Here is a 21767-nt window from a genome sequence, read left to right on the forward strand (position 1 = left end):
ACTTAACCGGTTCGCAGAGCGGCTTCTTTAAGACCCGCGATTTCATCCCGCAAACGGGCCGCAGCCTCAAAATCGAGATCCGCTGCGGCTTTGTACATCTCGTCTTCAAGCCGCGACACTTCTTTAAGCAGGTCTTGCGGCGAGCGACTGCCAACCCTTGTTCGATACTGCTCCGCCTCTTCGGCCGCTTTCTCGCCAGGCCGTTCGGCTTTGCGTCGGCCGCGACCGCCGCCTCCGGCGCCTTCCATAATATCTGCAATGCTCTTGTTTAGCCCTGTGGGCGTTATGCCGTGAGCTTCATTGTGCTCAGCCTGTTTGGTGCGCCTGCGATCCGTTTCATCAATAGCTCTCTGCATAGAGCCGGTAATTCGGTCGCCGTAAAGAATGGCTTTACCGTTGAGGTTACGGGCAGCTCGACCAATTGTTTGGATTAGCGCCCGCTCGGAGCGCAGGAAACCTTCTTTGTCGGCATCCAGAATGGTGACTAGAGACACCTCGGGCATATCCAAACCTTCACGCAGCAGGTTAATCCCCACAAGCACATCAAACTCGCCCCGGCGCAGATCCCGGATGATTTCTACCCGTTCTACCGTGTCTATATCCGAGTGCAGGTAGCGCACGCGTACATCGTGCTCCATCAGAAAATCTGTTAGATCTTCTGCCATGCGCTTGGTCAGCGTGGTTACCAAAACCCGCTCGTTAACCTTCACTCGGGAATGGATTTCCGAGAGCAGATCGTCAACCTGTGTCGACGCGGGGCGCACTTCTATCACCGGGTCCAATAGGCCTGTGGGCCTAACAACCTGCTCTACTACCTGCCCGGCATGTTCTGCTTCGTAATTGCCGGGCGTGGCCGAGACAAAGATCATCTGGGGCGCTATCCGCTCCCATTCATCAAACCTCATGGGCCGGTTGTCCAGTGCGGACGGCAAGCGAAACCCATACTCCACCAAGGTTTCTTTCCGGGAACGGTCGCCTTTGTACATGGCACCGATCTGCGGAATGGTCACGTGGGATTCATCAACAATCAGAAGTGCGTCCGGCGGCAGATAATCAAAAAGCGTTGGCGGCGCTTCACCGGGCGGGCGGCCCGAGAGGTAGCGTGAATAGTTCTCTATACCGTTGCAATAACCCAACTCATTCATCATTTCCATATCGTAGCGGGTACGCTCTTCCAAGCGCTGGGCCTCTACAAGACGGTTGTTGTCACGCAACTGCTGCAAGCGTTCATCCAGCTCAACCTTTATACGCTCCACTGCATCCAGAACGGTCTGGCGCGGTGTTACATAGTGCGATTTAGGGTAAATTGTGACTCTGGGAACACGCCGCAAAACCTCACCCGTAAGCGGGTCGAAATAACTGAGGTTTTCCACCTCGTCATCAAACAGTTCAATACGAATCGCTTCTTTTTCTGATTCCGCGGGGAACACATCAATGACATCCCCGCGCACCCTGTAATTTGCGCGATGGAATTCAATGTCGTTACGCGTGTACTGCAACTCAGCCAACCGGCGCAGAATATGCCGCTGGTCGATCTTGTCGCCCCGGTCCATGTGCAGCATCATTTTTAGGTAGGACTTTGGATCACCCAAACCGTAAATGGCCGATACCGTTGCAACAATAATCGCATCCGGGCGCTCTAGCAGGGCTTTGGTGGCAGACAACCGCATCTGCTCAATGTGTTCGTTAATGGAGGCGTCTTTTTCGATAAAGGTATCAGACGAGGGAACATAAGCCTCCGGCTGATAGTAATCGTAGTAAGACACGAAGTATTCCACAGCGTTATCCGGAAAAAACTCGCGGAACTCTCCGTATAACTGCGCAGCCAGCGTTTTGTTGTGGGCCATCACAATGGTCGGCCGCTGTACTGACTCGATAACCTTAGCAACGGTGAATGTCTTGCCCGATCCGGTCACCCCCAATAGTGTTTGATGCGCAAGGCCGGAATGAATACCGTCCACCAGCCCTGCAATCGCTTTTGGTTGGTCACCGGCTGGTTCAAACGGCGAATCAACCTTAAAAACGCCTTCTTTGCCTAATTTGCTGGAATCGCTACTGGCCATAATCGGCACACAACCTCCGCTCACTCAACCTATGAATCCTTGCCATATCCTACCCTTACAGGATGTGGCTACAGAGAGAAATTTATTGTTACGCTGGCTTCATGGTACCATCAACGTGATCGACGGCTGGGCGAAAATCAGCCGCCATAAGGCAAGGATTCAGACACCCCGCCGGTCACGGACCTATCAGACGCAGCTTTAAGGAGCGCAAGTTTGGACCTTCAACTTTCCAGCCGAGTACAGGCAATCAAGCCATCCCCCACCCTCGCAGTCACCAACAAAGCTGCCGAATTGCGCGCAGCAGGTCAGGATATTATCGGCCTTGGTGCAGGCGAACCGGATTTTGATACCCCCGAGCACATCAAACAGGCAGCCATTGAGGCCATTAGTAACGGCCAAACCAAGTACACTGCTGTAGATGGTACGCCAGCCCTGAAGAAAGCGATTATTGCGAAGTTCAAACGGGACAACGGTCTGGAATACGAAGCCAACCAGATACTGGTATCAAGTGGTGGCAAGCAAAGCTTTTTCAACTTGGCACTAGCCACTCTGAATGCCGGGGACGAAGCCATTATCCCCGCGCCTTACTGGGTATCCTACCCAGATATGGTACTGGTTGCTGAAGGCAAGCCAGTTATCATTGAAACTGGCGCAGACACTCGCTTCAAAATTACGCCGGAGCAGTTGGAAAACGCCATCACTGAGCGTACTCGTCTGTTCGTGATTAACAGCCCTTCCAACCCCAGCGGCATGGCTTATACCATGGAAGAGCTGAAGGCGATTGGCGAGGTGCTGAAGAAGCACCCGAACATCATGATCGCTACGGATGATATGTACGAGCCTATCCTCTGGACAGGTCAGCCGTTCTGCAACATTCTGAATGCAACGCCAGAGCTATACGACCGCACCTTCGTGCTAAACGGCGTATCTAAAGCCTACTCAATGACTGGCTGGCGTATCGGCTATGCCGCTGGCCCTGCGAAGATTATTGGGGCTATGAAGAAAGTTCAGTCTCAAAGCACTTCAAACCCTTGCTCTATCTCACAGGCCGCTGCTACGGCAGCGCTGGATGGCGATCAAGCCTGTGTGGGTGAAATGGTTAAGGCATTTAAAGAACGCCACGATTGGCTGGTAGCGGCCCTAAACAAGCTACCAGGCGTCGAGTGTCTAAAAGGCGACGGTACCTTCTACGTATTCCCAAGCTTTCAGGCCGCAATTGATTCCGCCTCTGGCGTTAGCAACGACATAGAGTTCGCAGAGAAGCTGTTGAGTGAAGCTGGTGTTGCACTGGTTCCGGGTTCTGCATTCGGTTGCGCTGGGCACATGCGCTTGAGTTTTGCGACGAGCATGGACAATCTGGAGAAGGCAATTGAGCGTTTACAGAAAGCTTTGAGCTAAAAATTTCGGTAAGGGGTTGACGAGGCGGCGGTGTACTCTTAATATACGCGCCTCGTCACACGACGACGTTCCCCGATAGCTCAGTTGGTAGAGCAACGGACTGTTAATCCGTTTGTCGCTGGTTCGAGCCCAGCTCGGGGAGCCACTATTTTAAAACCCGCTAATTCTTTGAGTTAGCGGGTTTTTTGTTTTTTGTTTTTTGTTCGTGAACTTTTGCTTGTAGCCCTAGCCTGTTTGGTTTGGGAGATAGGGGTGGCTGGCAGGGCTTTCCAAAACACGCTACAAGCACCTCCATGTGCGCTTGCTTCGGGCCATCCATGGCCCTTTACAGTTTTGGAAAGCCCTGCCAGCCACCCTTCACCTATCACTGAGTTATCTGAAGCATTTAAAATGCGTAAGCGTCAGGTACCATCAAATGGATATCAATGAAATTAAGTTTCGTTTTTAATGCGATAACTGAGGAGACAGAGTGGGATGGTGGGAGCGCCCTCCCAAAAATGTCGTAGGCCAAGGATGGCCGAAGACAAGCGCACATGGAGGTGCTCGTAGCGGTTTTTGGGAGGGCGCTCCCACCATTCCTTGCACCAAAACTAAAAGGCTAGGGCCGAAGCCCAATCAAAACACCAAGCTAAAGCCCGATCACCTCAGCATGAATGGCCTCAAGCGCTGCCAGTGGATCAGCCGTCTGGGTAATCGGGCGACCTATAACAAGGTAGTCGGAACCGGCTTGGAGGGCATCGCTGGGGGTCATGATGCGTTGCTGATCGCCTTTGTCGGCAGTCAGGGGCCGGATTCCAGGAGTAACCAGCTTGAAATCGATGCCCTGCTCTGTTTTCAGCTTCTTCGCTTCCTGCGCGGAGCAGACTACGCCGTCCAGACCACAATTCCGGGTTAGTGTTGCCAAGCGGGACACCTGAGCTTCCGGCGAGCCTGTGATACCAATTCCTGCAAGATCTTCAGCACCCATGCTGGTCAGCACCGTAACGGCGATCAACAAAGGCTTATCTTTGCCAAAGGGATTCAGCCGCTCGCGACAGGCCAGCATCATCTTCGCGCCGCCCGAGGCGTGGACATTCACCATCCACACACCCAGATCAGCCGCCGCAGCCACGGCCGCTGAGGCGGTATTGGGAATGTCGTGAAATTTCAGATCCAGAAACACATCAAAACCGCGCTTCTGCAAACTTTCAACTAACTGCGGGCCGGAGCGGGTGAAGAGTTCTTTGCCAACCTTCAACCGGCATTTGGCAGGGTCCAGCTTATCTGCCAGTTCCAGCGCCGGGTTTGCAGAGGGGAAGTCCAGAGCCACGATAATTTTGGGGTCGTTAGAAGTTTGCACGTTGAAATGTCCTGCGGGGTTTTATAGTAGAGGGAATCGATAAAAGCACAGCAAAGAGCATCGATAACTAATTATTCAGCTTCAACGCCCTGAATCGGGCGAACAGTTTCCCATTGTTTACAGCTCGGGCACAGCCAGTGAAGTTGCTGGCCTGAGAAACCACAGCTTACACAGCGGTAAACCGGTCTGTTGGCGAGAATCAAGAGCCCGATACGACTCACCAATCGACCTTCATCGGTGGTCATGCCCTTCTCATAGCCTGCCATCTCCACGAGCCGCAAAAGCCCTCGCATACTGGGGCGAATTTCCAGCTCCCTACGTAACAGGTCGATAGCTGCAGGGCGACCGGAGTCCCGCTCAACAGACTCAGCCAAAGCCAGCAACAAACTGGTACTTGGATAGGCTTCGTATAGTTTGCGAAGTTTTTTTACGAGCCGGCCTATATCGCCATGCTCATGCTCTAGCTTCATTAATCGATCAATAGATTCTGGACCAAAATCCGGGTTCTGATCAAAAACTTTTAGCCCTTGATTACCTGCTTCCCGATAGCTGCCCTGCCGGACCAGAATTTTCATCAGTATAAGGGTTGCACGAACGCAGGAGTGATCGTAATCCAACGCTTCTTTGGCAAGTTTTTGAGCAGCCCAGCGGTCGTCCTGCGCGAGAGCTTTTTCCGCCAACTCACAGGTAAGGTAGGCAAGATCCTTGAACATGCTCGGATCTGCATCGTTTCTGGTTAGAGTACGCGCGACGTCTGCAGCCTTACCCCACTCTCTTTCTTGCTGATACAGTTCGATTAATTGTTGTGCAGCTTTGCGCCCATACTCGCGATCACCCATCAGTTGCTGCAGCAATGCTTCAGCGCGGTCCAACAACCCAGCATTGAGAAAGTCCATGGCCAGCTCAAGCGTTACCTGAGGGGAGAATCGCGGAGGAAGCTCTGGCCTGGCAAGTAAGTTCTGATGAACCAAGATGGCTCGATCGGTCTCACCTTTATTGCGAAAGTGACGACCAATAGAAAGATGGAGACTTACCGTATCTTTATTAACAGCAAGGGATTGAACGAAATTGTCGACAGCCTGATCGGAGTAGTTCGTAAACAAAAACTGCAGCCGATCTTTAACGGATTCTTCGTCTGCAACCCTTGCCTGGGCTTGATTACGGCCGTTACCCAGACGCCCAACAAACCAGCCAACGGCAACTGCAATCGTTAACAGCAGCCAATGAAGCACTATGTCCATTAAACGACCTGGTCGTTTTGGGCTCTGGACTTCTCCAATGCCTGCTCGGCGCGATCAAGCCGTTTCTGAAGGGTGCGACGGGAAACCGATGTGCGGAATGTGGCGAGAAGGGTCATTAATATGCCTACTAGAGCGCCAACAATAAAAGACATGATAATCCAAATGGCAACACCATGGGGCTTAGTCTCGAACACCAAAAAATTGAGAGCCACTGCCATCTGATTATTGAGAGAGAAAACAAGCGCCAGTAACACTAGGATCAGCACCAACAGAATCAAAAGGATCTTCTGCAATCCTGCCATAGATCTCGCTCTCCCAAATGCTTTTAAGTGCCCGAATTATAAGTGGTTCGCCGCAAAGATGAAAAGCCTAAAACCCTTGTTTTAAACTGTCATTCACCTGTTCGCGGAGCTCCTTTCCGGGCTTGAAGTGTGGAACATACTTTGCCGGCAACTGCACAGCTTCACCGGTTTTCGGATTCCGCCCAGTACGGGCCGCCCGATGATGAAGCGAAAAACTGCCAAATCCCCGAATTTCAATCCGCTGCCCACTGGCAAGCGACTGGGACATATGCTCAATAATTGTTTTTACCGCCAGCTCCACATCTTTTACAGAAAGCTGTGTTTGTTTTGAGGCAATCAATTCGACCAGTTCAGACTTCGTCATGAGGTACTTCCCTCTTTTCTTTTTTATTCGACCGTTTATTGCCGAATTCCCACCCCTTCAGTTTAGCTAAATCGAAAAAAAACACAAAAAAAACGGGCTCTTAGAGCCCGTTTTTTTCATACCAATCGGAGATTAGTCCTTATTGGCGTTCTGCTGCTGCATTTGTTCCTTAATGAGATCACCAATGGTGGTCGCACCGGAAGCAGATTCTGCAGCTTTACTGCGCACAGTATCAATAGCCTGCTTGTCGTCTTCTACGTCCTTAGACTTAACAGACAGGTTGATGATGCGGTTTTTGCGATCGATGCTGATAATCTTAGCTTCGACTTCTTCGCCTTCTTTCAGAGCGTTACGCGCATCTTCAACGCGATCACGGCTAATCTCAGACGCCTTCAATACCGCCTCAACTTCGTCATTCAAAGCGATAGTGGCTGCCTTAGCGTCAACGGCGGAAACAGTACCCTTAACAATGGAGCCTTTATCGTTCAGCTGAACAAACTCAGCGAACGGATCGCTTTCAAGCTGCTTGATACCAAGAGAAATACGCTCACGCTCGGGATCTACAGACAGGATAACGGTGTCAACATCGTCACCCTTCTTGTATTCACGAACGGCTTCTTCGCCGGTTTCGTTCCAGCTGATGTCTGACAAATGAACCAGACCATCAATGCCACCGTCTAGACCGATGAAGATGCCGAAGTCAGTGATTGACTTGATCTTACCGGAGATACGGTCGCCCTTGTTGAAGTTGCCGGAGAAATCTTCCCATGGGTTAGATACACACTGCTTGATACCCAGAGAAATACGACGACGCTCTTCGTCGATGTCCAGAATCATCACGCCCACTTCGTCGCCAACATTAACAACTTTAGATGGGTGGATGTTCTTGTTGGTCCAGTCCATTTCGGATACGTGAACCAGACCTTCAACACCTTCTTCCAGCTCAGCGAAGCAGCCGTAGTCGGTTAGGTTGGTTACGCGTGCAGTAACCTTGGTACCTTCAGGGTAACGGCCTTTGATATCAACCCAGGGATCTTCACCCAGCTGCTTAAGACCCAGAGATACACGATTACGCTCACGATCGAACTTCAGGACCTTAACGTTGATTTCGTCACCAACGTTTACGATTTCGCTCGGGTGCTTGATGCGCTTCCAAGCCATATCGGTAATGTGCAGCAGGCCGTCAACACCGCCCAGATCAACGAACGCGCCGTAGTCAGTCAGGTTCTTGACGATACCCTTGATTTCCAGACCTTCGGTCAGGGTTTCAAGCAGAGCTTCACGCTCAGCGCTGTTTTCAGCTTCCAGAACGGCGCGGCGGGAAACAACCACGTTGTTACGCTTCTGGTCTAGCTTGATAACTTTGAATTCGAGCTCTTTGTTTTCCAGGTGCGCAGTGTCGCGAACCGGGCGAACGTCTACCAGAGAACCCGGCAGGAACGCGCGAATACCGGCCAGATCAACGGTGAAACCGCCTTTGACCTTACCGTTAATAATACCTTTAACCACTTCTTCAGCTTCGAAGGACTTCTCAAGCACCTTCCAAGATTCAGCACGCTTGGCCTTTTCACGGGAAAGACGGGTTTCACCGAAACCATCTTCCACTGCATCCAGTGCTACGTCGACAAGGTCGCCAATAGCTACTTCCAACTCGCCTTTTTCATTCAGGAACTGGGAGGCGGGGATAACACCTTCGGACTTCAGCCCGGCGTTAACTGTGACCCAGTCGCTATCGACATCAACTACGGTTCCCTGGACGATGGAACCTGGTTTCATGTCAATTTCTTTTAGACTTTCTTCAAAAAGATCCGCAAAGCTCTCGCTCATTATGAGTCCTATAGGTTCAATGCAAGTATGCTCCGTGTCGCCAGCAACACGGTCTGTTAATAAGTTCCGGAAATCAGCCAGCGGCTGGCAGGTTGCGCTGTTCCCGGCATTTCAACGCCAAAAAGGTGCCGTCAGGCCTGACCTACAGCGGTCAAACACCTGTCTAACACCTCCTTTATACTCAAACCTGTAGAATCAATGACTTGCGCATCATCTGCGGGCTTGAGAGGGGCTGCGGAACGGTTCATATCCCGTTCATCACGCACCCGTATCTCTTCTAAAAGGGCGTCAATACTAACATCGACACCCGCAGCCTTCAACTGGCTAAAACGACGGTGCGCTCGTTCTTCCGCGCTGGCTGTCAGGAAAATCTTGACCGAGGCATTCGGAAACACAACGGTTCCCATATCGCGCCCATCGGCAACGAGTCCCGGCTCTTGCTGGAAATCGCGCTGGCGCTGTAACAGTGCATCGCGAACCGGCTGCATTACAGCAATACGGGATGCGTTGTCGCCACAGGATTCCGTACGGATCTCGGCGGTAACGTCCTCGCCTGCAAGAATCACTTTTGCAGGCTCCCCCTCCGGTGTGGGTTCAAAAGCCACATCGAGTGAAGCGGCTACGCGCACAAGTTCCGTCTCGTTATCCAGCGACACGTTTTGGCGAATTGCTGCAAGCGCGGTCAACCGATAAAGTGCGCCACTGTCGAGCAAATGCCAGCCAAGCTTTTTCGCCAACATTTGCGTAACAGTGCCCTTTCCAGACCCGCCTGGGCCGTCAACTGTGATGACTGGTGCATTGTCTTGCGACATTAATCTGCTCCCTGTTCAACGCCAGCTTTGGCCTCCTCGGCGGAGATTTTGATACCTGTTTGTTGCGCCAGCTCTACAAATCCGGGAAAGGATGTCGCAACATTTGCGCAGTCATTAATTTCGATGTCCCCAGTGGCACGCAGGGAAGCCACAGCAAACGACATGGCTATACGGTGGTCACTGTGGCTATGCACGGAGCCGCCCTTAATGGTTTGCCCGCCTTCAATAATAATACCGTCTTCTGTAACCTCAGTTTTCACGCCTAGCGCTGCCAAACCATCCGCCATCACTTGAATACGGTCACTTTCTTTTACCCGTAGTTCCTCTGCTCCGGTCAAAACCGTACGACCGGACGCGCAAGCGGCCGCAATAAACAGGGCAGGAAATTCGTCAATTGCCAGAGGCACCTGATCTTCAGGGATCTCAATGCCCTTTAATTCAGCAGAGCGCACACGTAGGTCAGCAACCGGCTCACCGCCAATCTCACGCTCGTCCATAATGTCAATATTTGCGCCCATTTGCTGCAGTATATTGATAACACCTACTCGCGTTGGGTTCATTCCAACATGGCGTAGTATCAGGTCCGAATCAGGTGCAATGCTGGCTGCAACGAGAAAAAATGCCGCCGATGAAATATCTGCAGGCACATCAATCGCATTGGCTGTTAGCTTGCCACCACCGGTAACGCTTGCAGTTGGGCCGTCGCGTTCTACTTTATAACCAAAGCCAGCCAGCATACGCTCAGTGTGATCCCGTGTTGGTGCGGGTTCGGTGACTGAGGTAGTGCCGTCGGCATATAGGCCGGCAAGCAACAGGCAAGATTTCACCTGAGCACTAGCAACCGGCATGTCATAGTGGATACCGACCAGCTTCTTATCCTTACTACCTCTAATTTTTAAAGGCGGCCGACCGCCCTCCGCTGTATCGATAACAGCACCCATAGACCGCAGCGGGTCTGCAACGCGATTCATAGGGCGAACTGAAAGGCTGGCATCGCCGGTTAGCTCGGACTCAAAAGGCTGTGCCGCCAACAGGCCAGTAAATAGGCGCATGCCAGTGCCGGAGTTCCCCAAATATATCGGGCCGCGGGGCGGCTGCAACCCATGCATTCCAACGCCGTGAATACGTACAAAGCCATTATCCGGCCCTTCAATGGCAACCCCCATATCGCGGAATGCCTGCAATGTTGCGAGACTGTCCTCGCCTTCAAGGAAGCCCTTTACTTCCGTTATCCCCTCAGCGAGAGCCCCGAGCATAATCGAGCGGTGGGACATAGACTTGTCGCCGGGCACTCGAATATCGCCGGTTACGGAACCACCGGGCTGAAGACGAAACGTCACTTGATTTTCACTATTATTTGTCACGTAAGCCTGTCCTGAAAGCATTTTTGAAAAGTGTTCGCGTGCCGCTTTGGCGCGGCTGAATACTCGCAGCAGCGTGGCGCCATCCTGATCGGCAATCGCCGTGCGCAACTGATCGAGATCCCGGGTAAAATGGTCAATGACTCGAAGTACTGCGTCGCGGTTGGATAGGAAGATATCGTGCCACATCACCGGATCACTGGCTGCAATCCGGGTGAAGTCGCGGAACCCACCAGCAGCATACCGGAAAATATCCATATTCTCGTCTTCGCCGGCCAACGTATCTACCAACGAGAAAGCAATTAGATGGGGTAAGTGGCTGGTCGCCGCCAAGACTTCATCGTGATACGCCACCGACATGGTAAGCACAGTGGCACCGCAGGCTTCCCACAATGCACGGAGCTTTTTCAGATGGGGGGCGCTGACGTTATCGGGTGGCGTGAGTATCACCTTGTGATGGGTGAACATATCCGGGTTGGCGGCTCGAATACCACTGCGTTCTGACCCTGCAATCGGATGCCCTGGAATTATACGGGGCGAAAACTCTCCGAACACCGCCTCAACATCCTTAACAAAACCGGATTTAGTACTACCTACATCGGTAAGAAGGGCATCGGCCGCTAAATGCGGGCGAATTTCCTCCAACACCTTGCGTGTTGCCTGCACCGGCACCGCCAGTACAACTAGATCTGCCCCACGCACCGCCTCCGCTGTGCTACCCGCGATCGTATCAATCACGCCCAAAGATTGGCCCAGCACAAGATCTTCTTTACGCAGGTCTGCGCCAACAACATCTAGAGCCAGACTATTTTTGCGAATGGCACTGGCCAACGAGCCACCTATCAGGCCCAGCCCGATGACCGCAACTCGCTGGAAAAGCGGTTCGCGCAGCGGCATATCAGGCGCCCTGCCCAGCCGCAACCAACGCTTTTGCGAGCGCGTCGATAAATTGCTCATTCTCCAACGGCAAACCTACCGACACCCTGAGGTGGTTAGGCATGCCGTAACCCGCAACAGGGCGTACTATTACGCCCTGAGCCAGCAACGCCTGATACACGCCCATGGCATGCGGCCCCACTTCAACGGCCACAAAATTCCCCGAAGACGGAATATACCGAAGGCCCATTTCATCAAAGGCCTCTTGTAGCTGCTTCAACCCAGCTGTATTCGCCTCGCGGGAACGTTGTAGATAGTCTTCGTCATCCAGCACTGCCGTGGCGGCTGCAAGAGCGAGGGAGTTCACATTAAAAGGCTGGCGCACACGGTTAAGAATATCAGCGATAGCCGGTGAACTAATGCTATAGCCGACACGCAAAGCCGCGAGCCCCCAAGCTTTGGAAAAAGTACGACACACAATTAGGTTGGGGAAACGGCTTAGAAGCGCAACACCATCCGGATCTTTTTCTCCGGTCATGTATTCGCAGTAGGCTTCGTCTAAAACCACGAGAACATTTTGCGGAATTTTGTCGAGAAACGCTTCAATGGCGTGTGAGTCGTGCACGGTTCCCGTAGGATTGTTCGGGTTCGCCACAAATACCAGCCGCGTGCGCTCGGTTACTGCCGCCGCCATGGCATCAAGGTCGTGGCCCCAGTCTTTAGCCGTTACAGAGACCGCTGTGGCACCAATAGCTTGAGTAACAATCGGATAAACGGCAAACGCATACTGGGAAAAGACAACCTCGGAACTGGCGTCCGCAAAGCAACGCGCAATGACTTCAAGCACATCGTTGGAGCCATTGCCTAGTGTGATCTGACCAGCACCAACCCCAAGGCGCTTGGACAGCTTCTGTTTGAGTTCAAACCCGTTGCCATCGGGGTATAGGCAAAGCTCGGACAAGGCTGTTTCAGCCGCCGCAATAGCTATTTTACTGGGGCCCAATGGATTCTCGTTGCTCGCAAGCTTGATGATCGCAGCCGGGTCTAGACCCAATTGACGAGCCAGCTCGCTAATAGGTTTGCCCGGCTGATAGGGAGACAAAGCCTGAACGCCTTTTACCGCAAGACTCTGATAATCGATGGCCATATACCTTCCTTAAACCGCCTGAATTCCGATGCTATTCACGTGCCAGATCAATTTTAAAGTACACCGATGGGATAGGAGCCCAAACGTTTGAGTTCGACAGCTTCTTCATCTACTTCCGCAAGCACTTTTCTGGCCTGCTCGTCATCCATGTGCCCTTCAAAATCAATATAAAAAACATAGGCCCAGGTACCACTGGGTGATGGCCGGGTTTCGATCCGCGTAAGACTGATGCCGTGACGGTGAAACGGCTCCAATAGCTGATACAGTGCGCCGGGTTTATTTCTCATTGAAACAAGTATCGATGACTTATCATGCCCGCTGGCCGGTACTTCTTCCCGGCCGATAATGAGGAACCGCGTGGTGTTATCCGGGCGGTCTTCAATGCTATTCGCAAGCTTCTCTAAGCCGTATAGCTCGGCCGCCATATCACCTGCTATCGCAGCGGTACCCGGCTCCTGCGCAGCGCGGCGCGCAGCTTCGGCGTTACTGGAAACCGTTACCCGCTCAACACCGTAACGGTGGGTATCCAACCACTGGCGGCATTGGGCAAATGACTGCTGGTGCGAATAAATGCGTGTTATTTCTTGATCGCGGAATTCAGGTGACACCAAAAGATGATGGTGAATTCTCAGCTGAACCTCGCCGCAAATCTTCAGCGGTGAGGACATGAACATATCAAGCGTGTGATTGATCATACCCTCCGTGGAGTTTTCAACCGGCACCACTCCATAATGGGCAGCGCCGGACGCGACTTCGCGGAAAACGGCATCAATGGCAGGCAAAGGCACACTAACAACAGAATGCCCGAAATGTTTGAGCGCTGCCGCCTGGGTAAAAGTGCCGACAGGTCCCAAGAAGGCAATATGCATGGGCTTTTCTAGCGCCAGACAAGCCGACATAATTTCGCGAAACAACCGGGCCATCTCTTCGCCTGGCAATGGCCCCGGGTTAGCTTCTTTTATGCGGCGCAGCACCTGAGCCTCACGCTCAGGACGGTAAAAAAACACATCTTCACCGGGGTTGGCTTCCATTTTTACATGGGCCACTTCCTGCGCGCATTTCGCACGGGCACTGATCAGTTCCATGATCTTCTGATCAAGGCTGTCTATTTCTTCCCGTAGTTCTCCGAGGCGGATCTGCTCATCGCTCATGGTCAGCCCCGCTCCTTCGCAAACTCTGTCATATACTGAATCAGCGCATCCACACCAGCTTCTGGCATGGCGTTATAGATGCTGGCACGCATACCTCCCACGGAACGGTGCCCCGCCAGATTGAGTAAGCCCCGAGCGTCGGCACCCTTAAGGAAGGCAGCATTCAAGCCATCGTCCTGCAGCGTGAACGGTATATTCATCCAAGAACGGAAGCGTGGGTCGATAGGGTTGGCGTAAAATTCATTAGCATCGATGAAACCGTACAGTTTTTCTGCTTTCCTTCGGTTTATCTCACCCATGGCTTTTACACCGCCCTGAGCTTTCAACCACTTGAATACCAGACCCGCGAGATACCAAGAGTAAGTCGCTGGCGTGTTGTACATGGAGCCGTTATCCGCAATCACCTGATAGTTCATCATGGTCGGCGTTTCCTTTCGGGCTTTGCCCAGAAGGTCTTTCCGAATAATGACCACAACCAGCCCGGAAGGGCCGATATTCTTTTGGGCGCCAGCGTAAATCAGACCAAACTTGGACACATCAACCGGGCGCGAAAGCATGGTGGATGACATATCTGCTACCAAGGGCACCATGCCGCTGTCGGGAATAAAGCCATACTCCAGACCACCGATGGTTTCGTTCGGTGTGTAGTGCAAGTAAGCCGCATCGGTGCTGGTCTGCCACGACGCTTGATCGGGAATATTGACAAAGCCGCCCTCTTCCGAACTGGCAACCACATTTACATCGGCATAGCGCTTAGCCTCGGCAATGGCCTTCTTCGACCAGATGCCAGTATTAACGTAATCCGCAGACGTTTTGTCGCCCAACAGGTTTAAAGGAATGGTGGAGAACTGGCTGGAAGCTCCGCCCTGCATGAAGAGTACAGCGTAATCATCTGATACTCCGGCCAATTCACGCAGATCTTGCTCGGCCATTTCGGCAATTTCCACAAACTCATCACTGCGATGGCTCATTTCCATTACCGACATGCCCGTGCCACGCCAGTCCAGCATTTCATCCCGTGCCTGTGCCAGCACACTTTCCGGCAAGGTTGCCGGACCTGCACAAAAGTTATACGCCCTGCTCATGTTCCTGTGGTCTCTCACGTCTTGCGGATTCGGTGTTCGGCAGTGCCGGCTTATTCCTCGCCAGCATCCTGTTCCGGACTGTTGTTTGCGCTTTCATCTGTTGAGGCATCTTCCATGTCGTCATCGTCGGTTTCGGCAATTCGCTCAACACCTACCAAACGCTCGTCTTCCTGACTCAACCTGATCAGGCGCACACCTTGCGTGTTCCGGCTAAGAACCGATACTTCATCCGTACGGGTACGAACCAGCGTGCCCTTGTCGGAAATCAGCATCATCTCGTCGCCTTCGAATAACTGCAACGCGGTGACAAGATTGCCGTTACGCTCGGAGCATTGCATAGCAATAACGCCTTGGCTGCCACGACCGTACGTTGGGAACTCTTCAAGCGCAGTCCGCTTGCCGTAACCATTCTCGCTGGCTGTCAGAATAACTCCGCCTTCCTGAGGAATGATCAAAGACACAACATGATGCCCTTCAGGCATTCTGATACCACGCACACCACGGGCAGTTCGACTTAGCGGGCGAACGGCTTCTTCGTTGAAACGAACCGCTTTACCTGCTGTAGAGAACAGCATGATTTCGGCATCGCCTTCGGTAATCGCAGCGCCAATCAGCGTATCGCCTTCATCAAGAGACAAGGCAATCAAACCACTGCTCCGCGGGCGTGAGAAGTTCGGCAAAGGTGTTTTCTTAACGACGCCCGCAGACGTTGCCATCAGAACAAACTGGTTTTCCGGATAATCGCGCACCGGCAGGAAGGTGGTAATACGCTCACCTTCATCCAACGGCAGAATATTTACCATCGGCCTACCACGAGATGCGCGACTGGCGCGGGGAATCTCGAACACGCGCAACCAGTACACCTTGCCACGGTTGGAGAAGCACAGAATGGTGTCGTGGGAGTTAGCGACCAGCAGCTTTTCAACAAAATCTTCGTCTTTCATGGAGGTCGCAGCTTTACCACGGCCACCACGGCGCTGGGCCTGATAATCCTCAACAGCTTGAGTCTTGGCGTAACCACTGTGGGAAATAGTGACAACCAGTTCTTCTTCATCAATCAGATCGGCGATCGTAAGATCACGCTGGGAGCTGGTTATTTCTGTACGACGCTCATCACCAAACTCTTCTACTACGGCTTCCAGCTCCTCACGGATAACCTGCATCAAGCGATCAGGATCACCTAAGATTTCCAGCAGTCCGGCAATTTTCTCAAGGATTTCCTTGTACTCGTTCTGGAGCTTTTCGGTTTCCAGACCGGTCAGACGGTGCAGACGCATGTCCAGGATCGCCTGAGTCTGCTCCGGAGACATAAAGTACAGGCCGTCACGCAGGCCGTAGATTTCCGGCAGATCGTCCGGGCGGCAAGCGTCTTCGCCGGCTCGCTCAAGCATCGCCATTACGTCACCCGGCGCCCAGCCGCGGGCCATCAGCTTCTCTTTGGCTTCTACTGAGCTTGGGGAGGCCTTGATCAGTTCGATCATCTCATCGATGTTGGCCAGTGCTACAGTCAGACCTTCAAGAATGTGGCCACGCTCGCGGGCTTTACGCAGCTCAAAGATGGTACGGCGGGTCACCACTTCACGGCGGTGGCGCACGAACGCATCCAGCATTTCCTTGAGATTCAGGATTCGTGGCTCGCCGTTGATCAGCGCAACCATGTTGATGCCGAATACCGTCTGCAACTGGGTGTGCTTGAACAGGTTGTTGACCACAACCTCCGGATTTTCACCACGGCGCAACTCGATAAAGATGCGGATACCTTCCTTGTTGGACTCGTCCCGCAGCTCGGTAATACCTTCCAGACGCTTTTCCTTCACCAGCTCGGCGATCTTTTCGATCAGACGGGCCTTGTTCAGCTGATACGGCAGCTCGGTAATGATGATGGCGTCGCGGTTGGTCTTCTTGTCGGTTTCAATCTCGTGGCGGGCGCGAATGTAAATGCGGCCACGACCGGTGCGATAGGCTTCAACAATGCCGGCACGGCCATTGATAATGCCTTCGGTCGGGAAATCCGGGCCCGGAATGAACTCCATTAGTTCATCACAGGTGAGATCCGGATTATCAATCAGCGCCAAACAACCGTTAACCACTTCTGTCAGGTTATGGGGCGGAATATTGGTCGCCATACCTACAGCGATACCGGAGGAGCCATTCACCAGCAGGTTAGGAACCCGGGTAGGCATAACCTCTGGAATACGCTCTGTGCCGTCGTAGTTGTCGACAAAATCTACGGTTTCTTTATCGAGATCCGCCAGCAACGAGTGGGCAATTTTCTTCATACGGATTTCGGTGTAACGCATGGCTGCCGCGTTATCACCGTCGATAGAACCAAAGTTGCCCTGACCATCTACCAGCGGATACCGCAGAGAGAAAGGCTGAGCCATACGAACGATGGTGTCGTAAACAGCAGAGTCACCGTGCGGGTGGTATTTACCAATAACATCACCCACCACACGGGCAGACTTCTTGTAGGCCTTGTTCCAGTCGTTGTTCAGTTCGGACATAGCGAACAGAACACGACGGTGAACCGGCTTGAGGCCATCCCGCACGTCAGGAAGCGCTCGCCCGACGATGACGCTCATGGCGTAATCCAGGTAAGACTGCTTCAGTTCGTCTTCAATATTGACCGGCAGGATCTCTTTGGCTAATTCACCCATCGAGAAAGGTTCCTTTGCGTTATCTGGAAGTCGTTTAGGGCAGCTTCTGGGCCCCGTAGTTATTCTTCATCAAGCCGCCGATTCTAGCACAGTCACGCCCTTCAAGGGCATCTGTGAGGCAGCCTTAATCAAATACTACTGTCTTGTTTTCGTGGGTAATCACACGATCTTCGATATGAGAGCGCAATCCCCGGGCAAGAACATTTTTCTCTACATCCTTACCCAGACGCACCATGTCTTCGATGGTATCGCTGTGATTAATGCGTATAACGTCCTGCTCAATAATCGGGCCCTCGTCAAGATCCTGAGTCACGTAATGACAGGTAGCACCAATCAACTTCACTCCGCGACTGTACGCCTGATGATAGGGCCGCGCTCCGGCAAAGGATGGTAGAAAGCTATGGTGTATGTTGATCACCTTGCCAGAATACTTTGCACAAAGCTCCGCAGGTAAAATCTGCATATAGCGCGCAAGCACCACTACATCGGCTTCATAATTCTGGAAAAGTTCGTCAATTTGGGCGAATGCTTCGTCACGGTTAGCCTTACCCACCGGAATGTGATGGTATGGAATACCGTGCCACTCCACCATAGGGCGTAAATCGTCATGATTGGAGATAACCGCAACAATTTCCGCGTTGATTTCGTTGCTGTGCCAACGGTACAGGAGGTCGGCCACACAGTGGGACTCCTTACTGCACATGAGAATCACTTTTTTGGGCTGGGCCGAATCGGCGATATGCCAATTCATATCGAATTCCCGGGCAATCGGCGCAAATGCAGCACGGAACTGCTCAAGACCAAACGGAATAGACTCGGCTTTAATTTCGTGACGCATGAAAAACCAACCACTGTGAGTGTCGGAGTGGTGGCTTGCTTCGGTTATCCAGCCATTGTAAGTGGACAGAAAATTACTCACCTTGGCGACAATTCCCACCCCATCCGGGCAAGAAATCACAAGACGATAGGTATGCTCCATGAAAGCCTTTCCTTAACTGAAAAACGGGAAAGCAGATGCGACGGAAACCATTACCAGAAACGGCAGCTCGAAAAGGAACCAAGGTTAGCGGTACGCACCCTATAAAATGACGGGCTATCATAGCCTATATGATCATCAGAAACGAGGAGTGGAGACATGGACAGAGACCTACACCAGCAATCAGGAAAAACCCGCCTTACCGGGCGCTCAAGCGCCTTACGCGTACTAACCCTAAGCCTCTGCCTTACAACTCTGGCAACGCCGGTTCTTAGCCAAGCCATTCTCGAAGGCGAGCGCTTTCATCCTGCCAGCGCACGTAACGGCATGGTGGCGACTAGCCACACCTTAGCCACCGAGGTAGCGTTAAACGTGCTGAAAAACGGTGGCAACGCCGTAGATGCGGCGGTAACGGCCGGGTTTGCCTTGGCCGTCACCCAGCCAAGGTCCGGAAACATCGGCGGCGGTGGCTTCATGCTGATATCCAAAGGCGACGGCTCCGAGCCGGAAGCTATAGATTACCGCGAAAAAGCACCCTCAGGCGCTACCGAAACCATGTACCAAGACGCTTCAGGAGAGGTAGTAAAGGACCGCAGCCGGTTTACCCATCTAGCCGCAGGCGTTCCCGGCACTGTTGCGGGGCTCGCTCTGGCATTGGAACGTCACGGCACTCTTCCCTTAAAAGAGGCACTGGAACCTGCCATCAAACTAGCCAAAGATGGCTTTGTGGTTCCTCAGCGTTTTAGTGAGGGGCTTGAGCAGGCACGGGAACGTCTTCAGCGTTGGCCTGCAACTCAGGCAACCTTTTACAAAGAAGACGGATCTGCCTGGCAAGCCGGTGAGCGCTTCCGCCAGCCAGAATTGGCCGCCACCCTGCAACGTATTGCCGATGAGGGTGTAAAAGGCTTTTATGAAGGTGAAACCGCAAGATTGATTGTGGAAGAAATGGAGAGGCATGGCGGCCTCATCACCTCGAAGGATCTTGAAGACTATCAGCCGGTTATTCGCACGCCGGTGCATGGAAACTACCGGGGTTACGACATCTACTCTATGTCACCGCCCTCTTCCGGCGGCACGCACATTGTACAAATACTGAATATTCTTGAAGGGTTTCCGATCACTAAGCTTGGCCACAACTCGGCTGACACCATTCACTACATGGCAGAAGCCATGAAACTCGCCTATGCCGACCGTTCGGAATATTTGGGCGATACAGATTATGTAGACGTGCCTCTTATGGGCCTGACCAGCAAATCTTATGCAACAGAGTTGCGGCAAGGCATCAAGCCGGACAAGGCCCGTCCCGCAAGCGACGTGCGCCCGGGCCAGCCTGCAAGCTATGAAAGCCCTGAAACCACGCATTTTTCGGTTGTCGATAAATGGGGCAATGCCGTATCAAACACCTACACCATCAACTTCAGTTACGGCTCGGGCATTACCGTTGAAGGCGCGGGCTTTTTGCTCAACAACGAAATGGACGATTTTAGCGCCAAGCCGGGCGTACCCAATGCCTACGGTCTGATCGGCGGTGCAGCGAACAAAGTGGAGCCTGGCAAGCGCATGCTCAGTTCCATGTCGCCGACCATTGTTCGCAAAGATGACCGCAACTTTCTGGTCACCGGCAGCCCGGGTGGCTCGCGGATTATCACCACGACTCTCCAAGTCATCATGAATGTGATTGACCACGGCATGAATATACAAACCGCCGTCAATGCGCCCCGCATTCACCATCAATGGCTGCCAGATGAAATCCGAATCGAACAAGGCATCAGTGCAGACACAGTGAACCTGCTGGAAAGCCGCGGCCACAAAGTGGTGACTAACTCGGCTATGGGCGCCATTCAAAGCATTATGATTGGAGAAGACGGCACGCTATACGGCGGCGCCGACCCAAGGCGCAGCACATCTTCTGCCATGGGCTACTGACACCATCGTTAAACCGGAGGCATTTATGTTCCTGTCTGTACAACTGAGCTGTTATCCCCTCAAGGATGATTACAAGCAACCCATCTGGGATCTCATTGCCCGGCTAGAAGAAACCGGCCTGCAAGTTATCGCGGGCCGCATGAGTACTGAAATTTTCGGCGAGTACGACGAAGTTATGAAGGTACTCTCCGACACCATGAAGTGGTCGTTCGAGACCTACGGGAAGTCGGTTTTTGTGGCGAAGATTATGGAGGGTGACCGGAGGCCAAAACAATGAAGCTGGCACAAAGGTTATAAAGTTGACAAAAAGATAATTGCTAGCGCTCTGGCAACCCCTGAACTACCTTTTATTGCGTGCAAACGTCGATCTAAACCCGTCACTCGGATTTAGATCGACCGTAGGCAGGAAAACTATTTTGATTCATTCATACGTCAACTAATACGAGATGCCAGCGAGACTCCTGCAAGCAAACGATAGCGTGGACCCCAGAATGGACTCGTATTACATAGAAGGACCTTCAATGAAAAACATTCGTACGTTGTCCCTATCTTCAGCACTTGTATTATTCACGATTTCAGGAGGGAATGCTTCAGCAAGCTGCGGACCAGACGCCTATCTCGCCTCAGTTTGCACGACAGCCGCCAACTTCTGCCCCAGAGGCTACAGCGAGGCTGCCGGGCAAGTCCTTGCCATTTCGAGTAACACGGCACTGTTTGCGCTAATAGGAACGCAATACGGCGGGGATGGCCGATCAACCTTTGCATTACCCGATTATCGCGGGCGTAGCGGTGTCGGACGCGGAGCGGGGCCAGGCTTGCAACCGGTACAGCAAGGTTCTCAATCAGGGCGAGACTTCATTACTTTGAACATCAACAACTTACCGATTCACAATCATGCCGCGGCAGTATCCAGCATCGGCAATGTTGGCGTATCCATTCCCGTAGCCCCAAATTCTGGTAGCAATACCATGACGCCTTCTTCAGCGGAAAACTATCTTGCCGCATCCCCTGGAGGGCCAAGCGGTGCAGCGATATGGGCACCGGCAACCTCCGATAAATTGGCATCGATAGGAGGAGTCACCACCAGCGTTAGTGGCACCGGTACAGTGACGGTAGGAAATGCCGGTGGTAGCCAGCCCTTTGATAGCCGCCCGCCACAGATTGGGATGCGCTATTGCATCGCAATGACCGGCATTTTTCCGCCCAGAGAATAACACTAGCAGCTCATGCCGAATCCTTCGC

The 21767-nt window shown here is 52.7% G+C and carries 17 protein-coding genes and 1 tRNA gene; 5 read left to right on the forward strand and 13 right to left on the reverse strand.

The window, feature by feature from the left end; translation table 11 throughout:
• Positions 1-2: 2 nt before the first annotated feature.
• Positions 3-2063: an excinuclease ABC subunit UvrB gene (gene uvrB, locus FE845_RS14680; RefSeq protein ID WP_200366478.1), complete on the reverse strand. Its 2061-nt coding sequence runs from the start codon at positions 2061-2063 to the stop codon at positions 3-5.
• Positions 2064-2276: 213 nt separating this feature from the next.
• Between uvrB and FE845_RS14685 the strand changes: the two genes are divergently transcribed.
• Together FE845_RS14685 and FE845_RS14690 are read left to right on the forward strand one after the other, a co-directional pair.
• The gene (locus tag FE845_RS14685; RefSeq protein WP_200366085.1) at positions 2277-3461 is read left to right on the forward strand and encodes a pyridoxal phosphate-dependent aminotransferase; all 1185 of its coding nucleotides are present in this window, start codon (positions 2277-2279) and stop codon (positions 3459-3461) included.
• A 69-nt stretch (positions 3462-3530) separates the two neighbouring features.
• Positions 3531-3606, forward strand: a tRNA-Asn gene (locus FE845_RS14690).
• Between the two features lie 483 nt (positions 3607-4089).
• Here FE845_RS14690 and pyrF read toward each other — a convergent pair.
• From pyrF to purU, 12 genes are all read right to left on the reverse strand, one after another.
• Positions 4090-4800 (reverse strand): orotidine-5'-phosphate decarboxylase, encoded by a 711-nt coding sequence (gene pyrF / locus FE845_RS14695; RefSeq protein WP_200366087.1) that lies wholly within the window; start codon positions 4798-4800, stop codon positions 4090-4092.
• Positions 4801-4871: 71 nt separating this feature from the next.
• Positions 4872-6041, reverse strand: coding sequence for a lipopolysaccharide assembly protein LapB (gene lapB / locus FE845_RS14700; protein ID WP_200366089.1), 1170 nt, complete (start codon positions 6039-6041; stop codon positions 4872-4874).
• A complete protein-coding gene (locus tag FE845_RS14705) occupies positions 6041-6343 on the reverse strand; it encodes a LapA family protein (protein WP_200366091.1) in 303 nt (100 codons plus the stop codon). Before FE845_RS14705 ends, lapB begins: the two co-directional genes overlap by 1 nt.
• Positions 6344-6410: 67 nt before the next feature.
• The gene (locus FE845_RS14710) at positions 6411-6707 is read right to left on the reverse strand and encodes an integration host factor subunit beta (RefSeq protein WP_200366093.1); all 297 of its coding nucleotides are present in this window, start codon (positions 6705-6707) and stop codon (positions 6411-6413) included.
• Positions 6708-6839: 132 nt separating this feature from the next.
• Positions 6840-8534: a 30S ribosomal protein S1 gene (gene rpsA / locus FE845_RS14715; RefSeq protein ID WP_200366096.1), complete on the reverse strand. Its 1695-nt coding sequence runs from the start codon at positions 8532-8534 to the stop codon at positions 6840-6842.
• Positions 8535-8665: 131 nt separating this feature from the next.
• Positions 8666-9346, reverse strand: a complete 681-nt coding sequence (cmk, locus tag FE845_RS14720) for a (d)CMP kinase (protein ID WP_200366099.1) — start codon at positions 9344-9346, stop codon at positions 8666-8668.
• Entirely contained in the window at positions 9346-11604 is a 2259-nt protein-coding gene (locus FE845_RS14725) for a bifunctional prephenate dehydrogenase/3-phosphoshikimate 1-carboxyvinyltransferase (protein WP_200366481.1), read from the reverse strand. The genes cmk and FE845_RS14725 overlap by 1 nt, the downstream gene beginning before the upstream one ends.
• Position 11605: 1 nt before the next feature.
• Positions 11606-12730: a histidinol-phosphate transaminase gene (gene hisC, locus FE845_RS14730; RefSeq protein ID WP_200366101.1), complete on the reverse strand. Its 1125-nt coding sequence runs from the start codon at positions 12728-12730 to the stop codon at positions 11606-11608.
• A 53-nt stretch (positions 12731-12783) separates the two neighbouring features.
• On the reverse strand, positions 12784-13881 hold the full coding sequence (pheA, locus tag FE845_RS14735) for a prephenate dehydratase (RefSeq protein WP_200366103.1): 1098 nt from the start codon (positions 13879-13881) through the stop codon (positions 12784-12786).
• Positions 13882-13883: 2 nt separating this feature from the next.
• Positions 13884-14966, reverse strand: coding sequence for a 3-phosphoserine/phosphohydroxythreonine transaminase (serC, locus tag FE845_RS14740; RefSeq protein WP_200366106.1), 1083 nt, complete (start codon positions 14964-14966; stop codon positions 13884-13886).
• A 50-nt stretch (positions 14967-15016) separates the two neighbouring features.
• Positions 15017-17623, reverse strand: coding sequence for a DNA gyrase subunit A (gene gyrA / locus FE845_RS14745; RefSeq protein ID WP_200366108.1), 2607 nt, complete (start codon positions 17621-17623; stop codon positions 15017-15019).
• Between the two features lie 124 nt (positions 17624-17747).
• Positions 17748-18602 (reverse strand): formyltetrahydrofolate deformylase, encoded by an 855-nt coding sequence (purU, locus tag FE845_RS14750; protein ID WP_200366118.1) that lies wholly within the window; start codon positions 18600-18602, stop codon positions 17748-17750.
• Positions 18603-18758: 156 nt separating this feature from the next.
• On the opposite strand from purU, the gene ggt reads away from it, so the two are divergent.
• The 3 genes from ggt to FE845_RS14765 all read left to right on the forward strand — a co-directional run bounded on the left by ggt (position 18759) and on the right by FE845_RS14765 (position 21739).
• The gene (gene ggt / locus FE845_RS14755; RefSeq protein WP_200366120.1) at positions 18759-20525 is read left to right on the forward strand and encodes a gamma-glutamyltransferase; all 1767 of its coding nucleotides are present in this window, start codon (positions 18759-18761) and stop codon (positions 20523-20525) included.
• Positions 20526-20550: 25 nt separating this feature from the next.
• Positions 20551-20802, forward strand: coding sequence for a YkoF family thiamine/hydroxymethylpyrimidine-binding protein (locus FE845_RS14760; protein ID WP_200366131.1), 252 nt, complete (start codon positions 20551-20553; stop codon positions 20800-20802).
• Between the two features lie 244 nt (positions 20803-21046).
• Positions 21047-21739, forward strand: coding sequence for a phage tail protein (locus FE845_RS14765; protein ID WP_200366144.1), 693 nt, complete (start codon positions 21047-21049; stop codon positions 21737-21739).
• Positions 21740-21767 lie beyond the last annotated feature (28 nt).

Source organism: Marinobacter sp. 1-4A (assembly GCF_016597725.1).
Taxonomy (GTDB): Bacteria; Pseudomonadota; Gammaproteobacteria; order Pseudomonadales; family Oleiphilaceae; genus Marinobacter.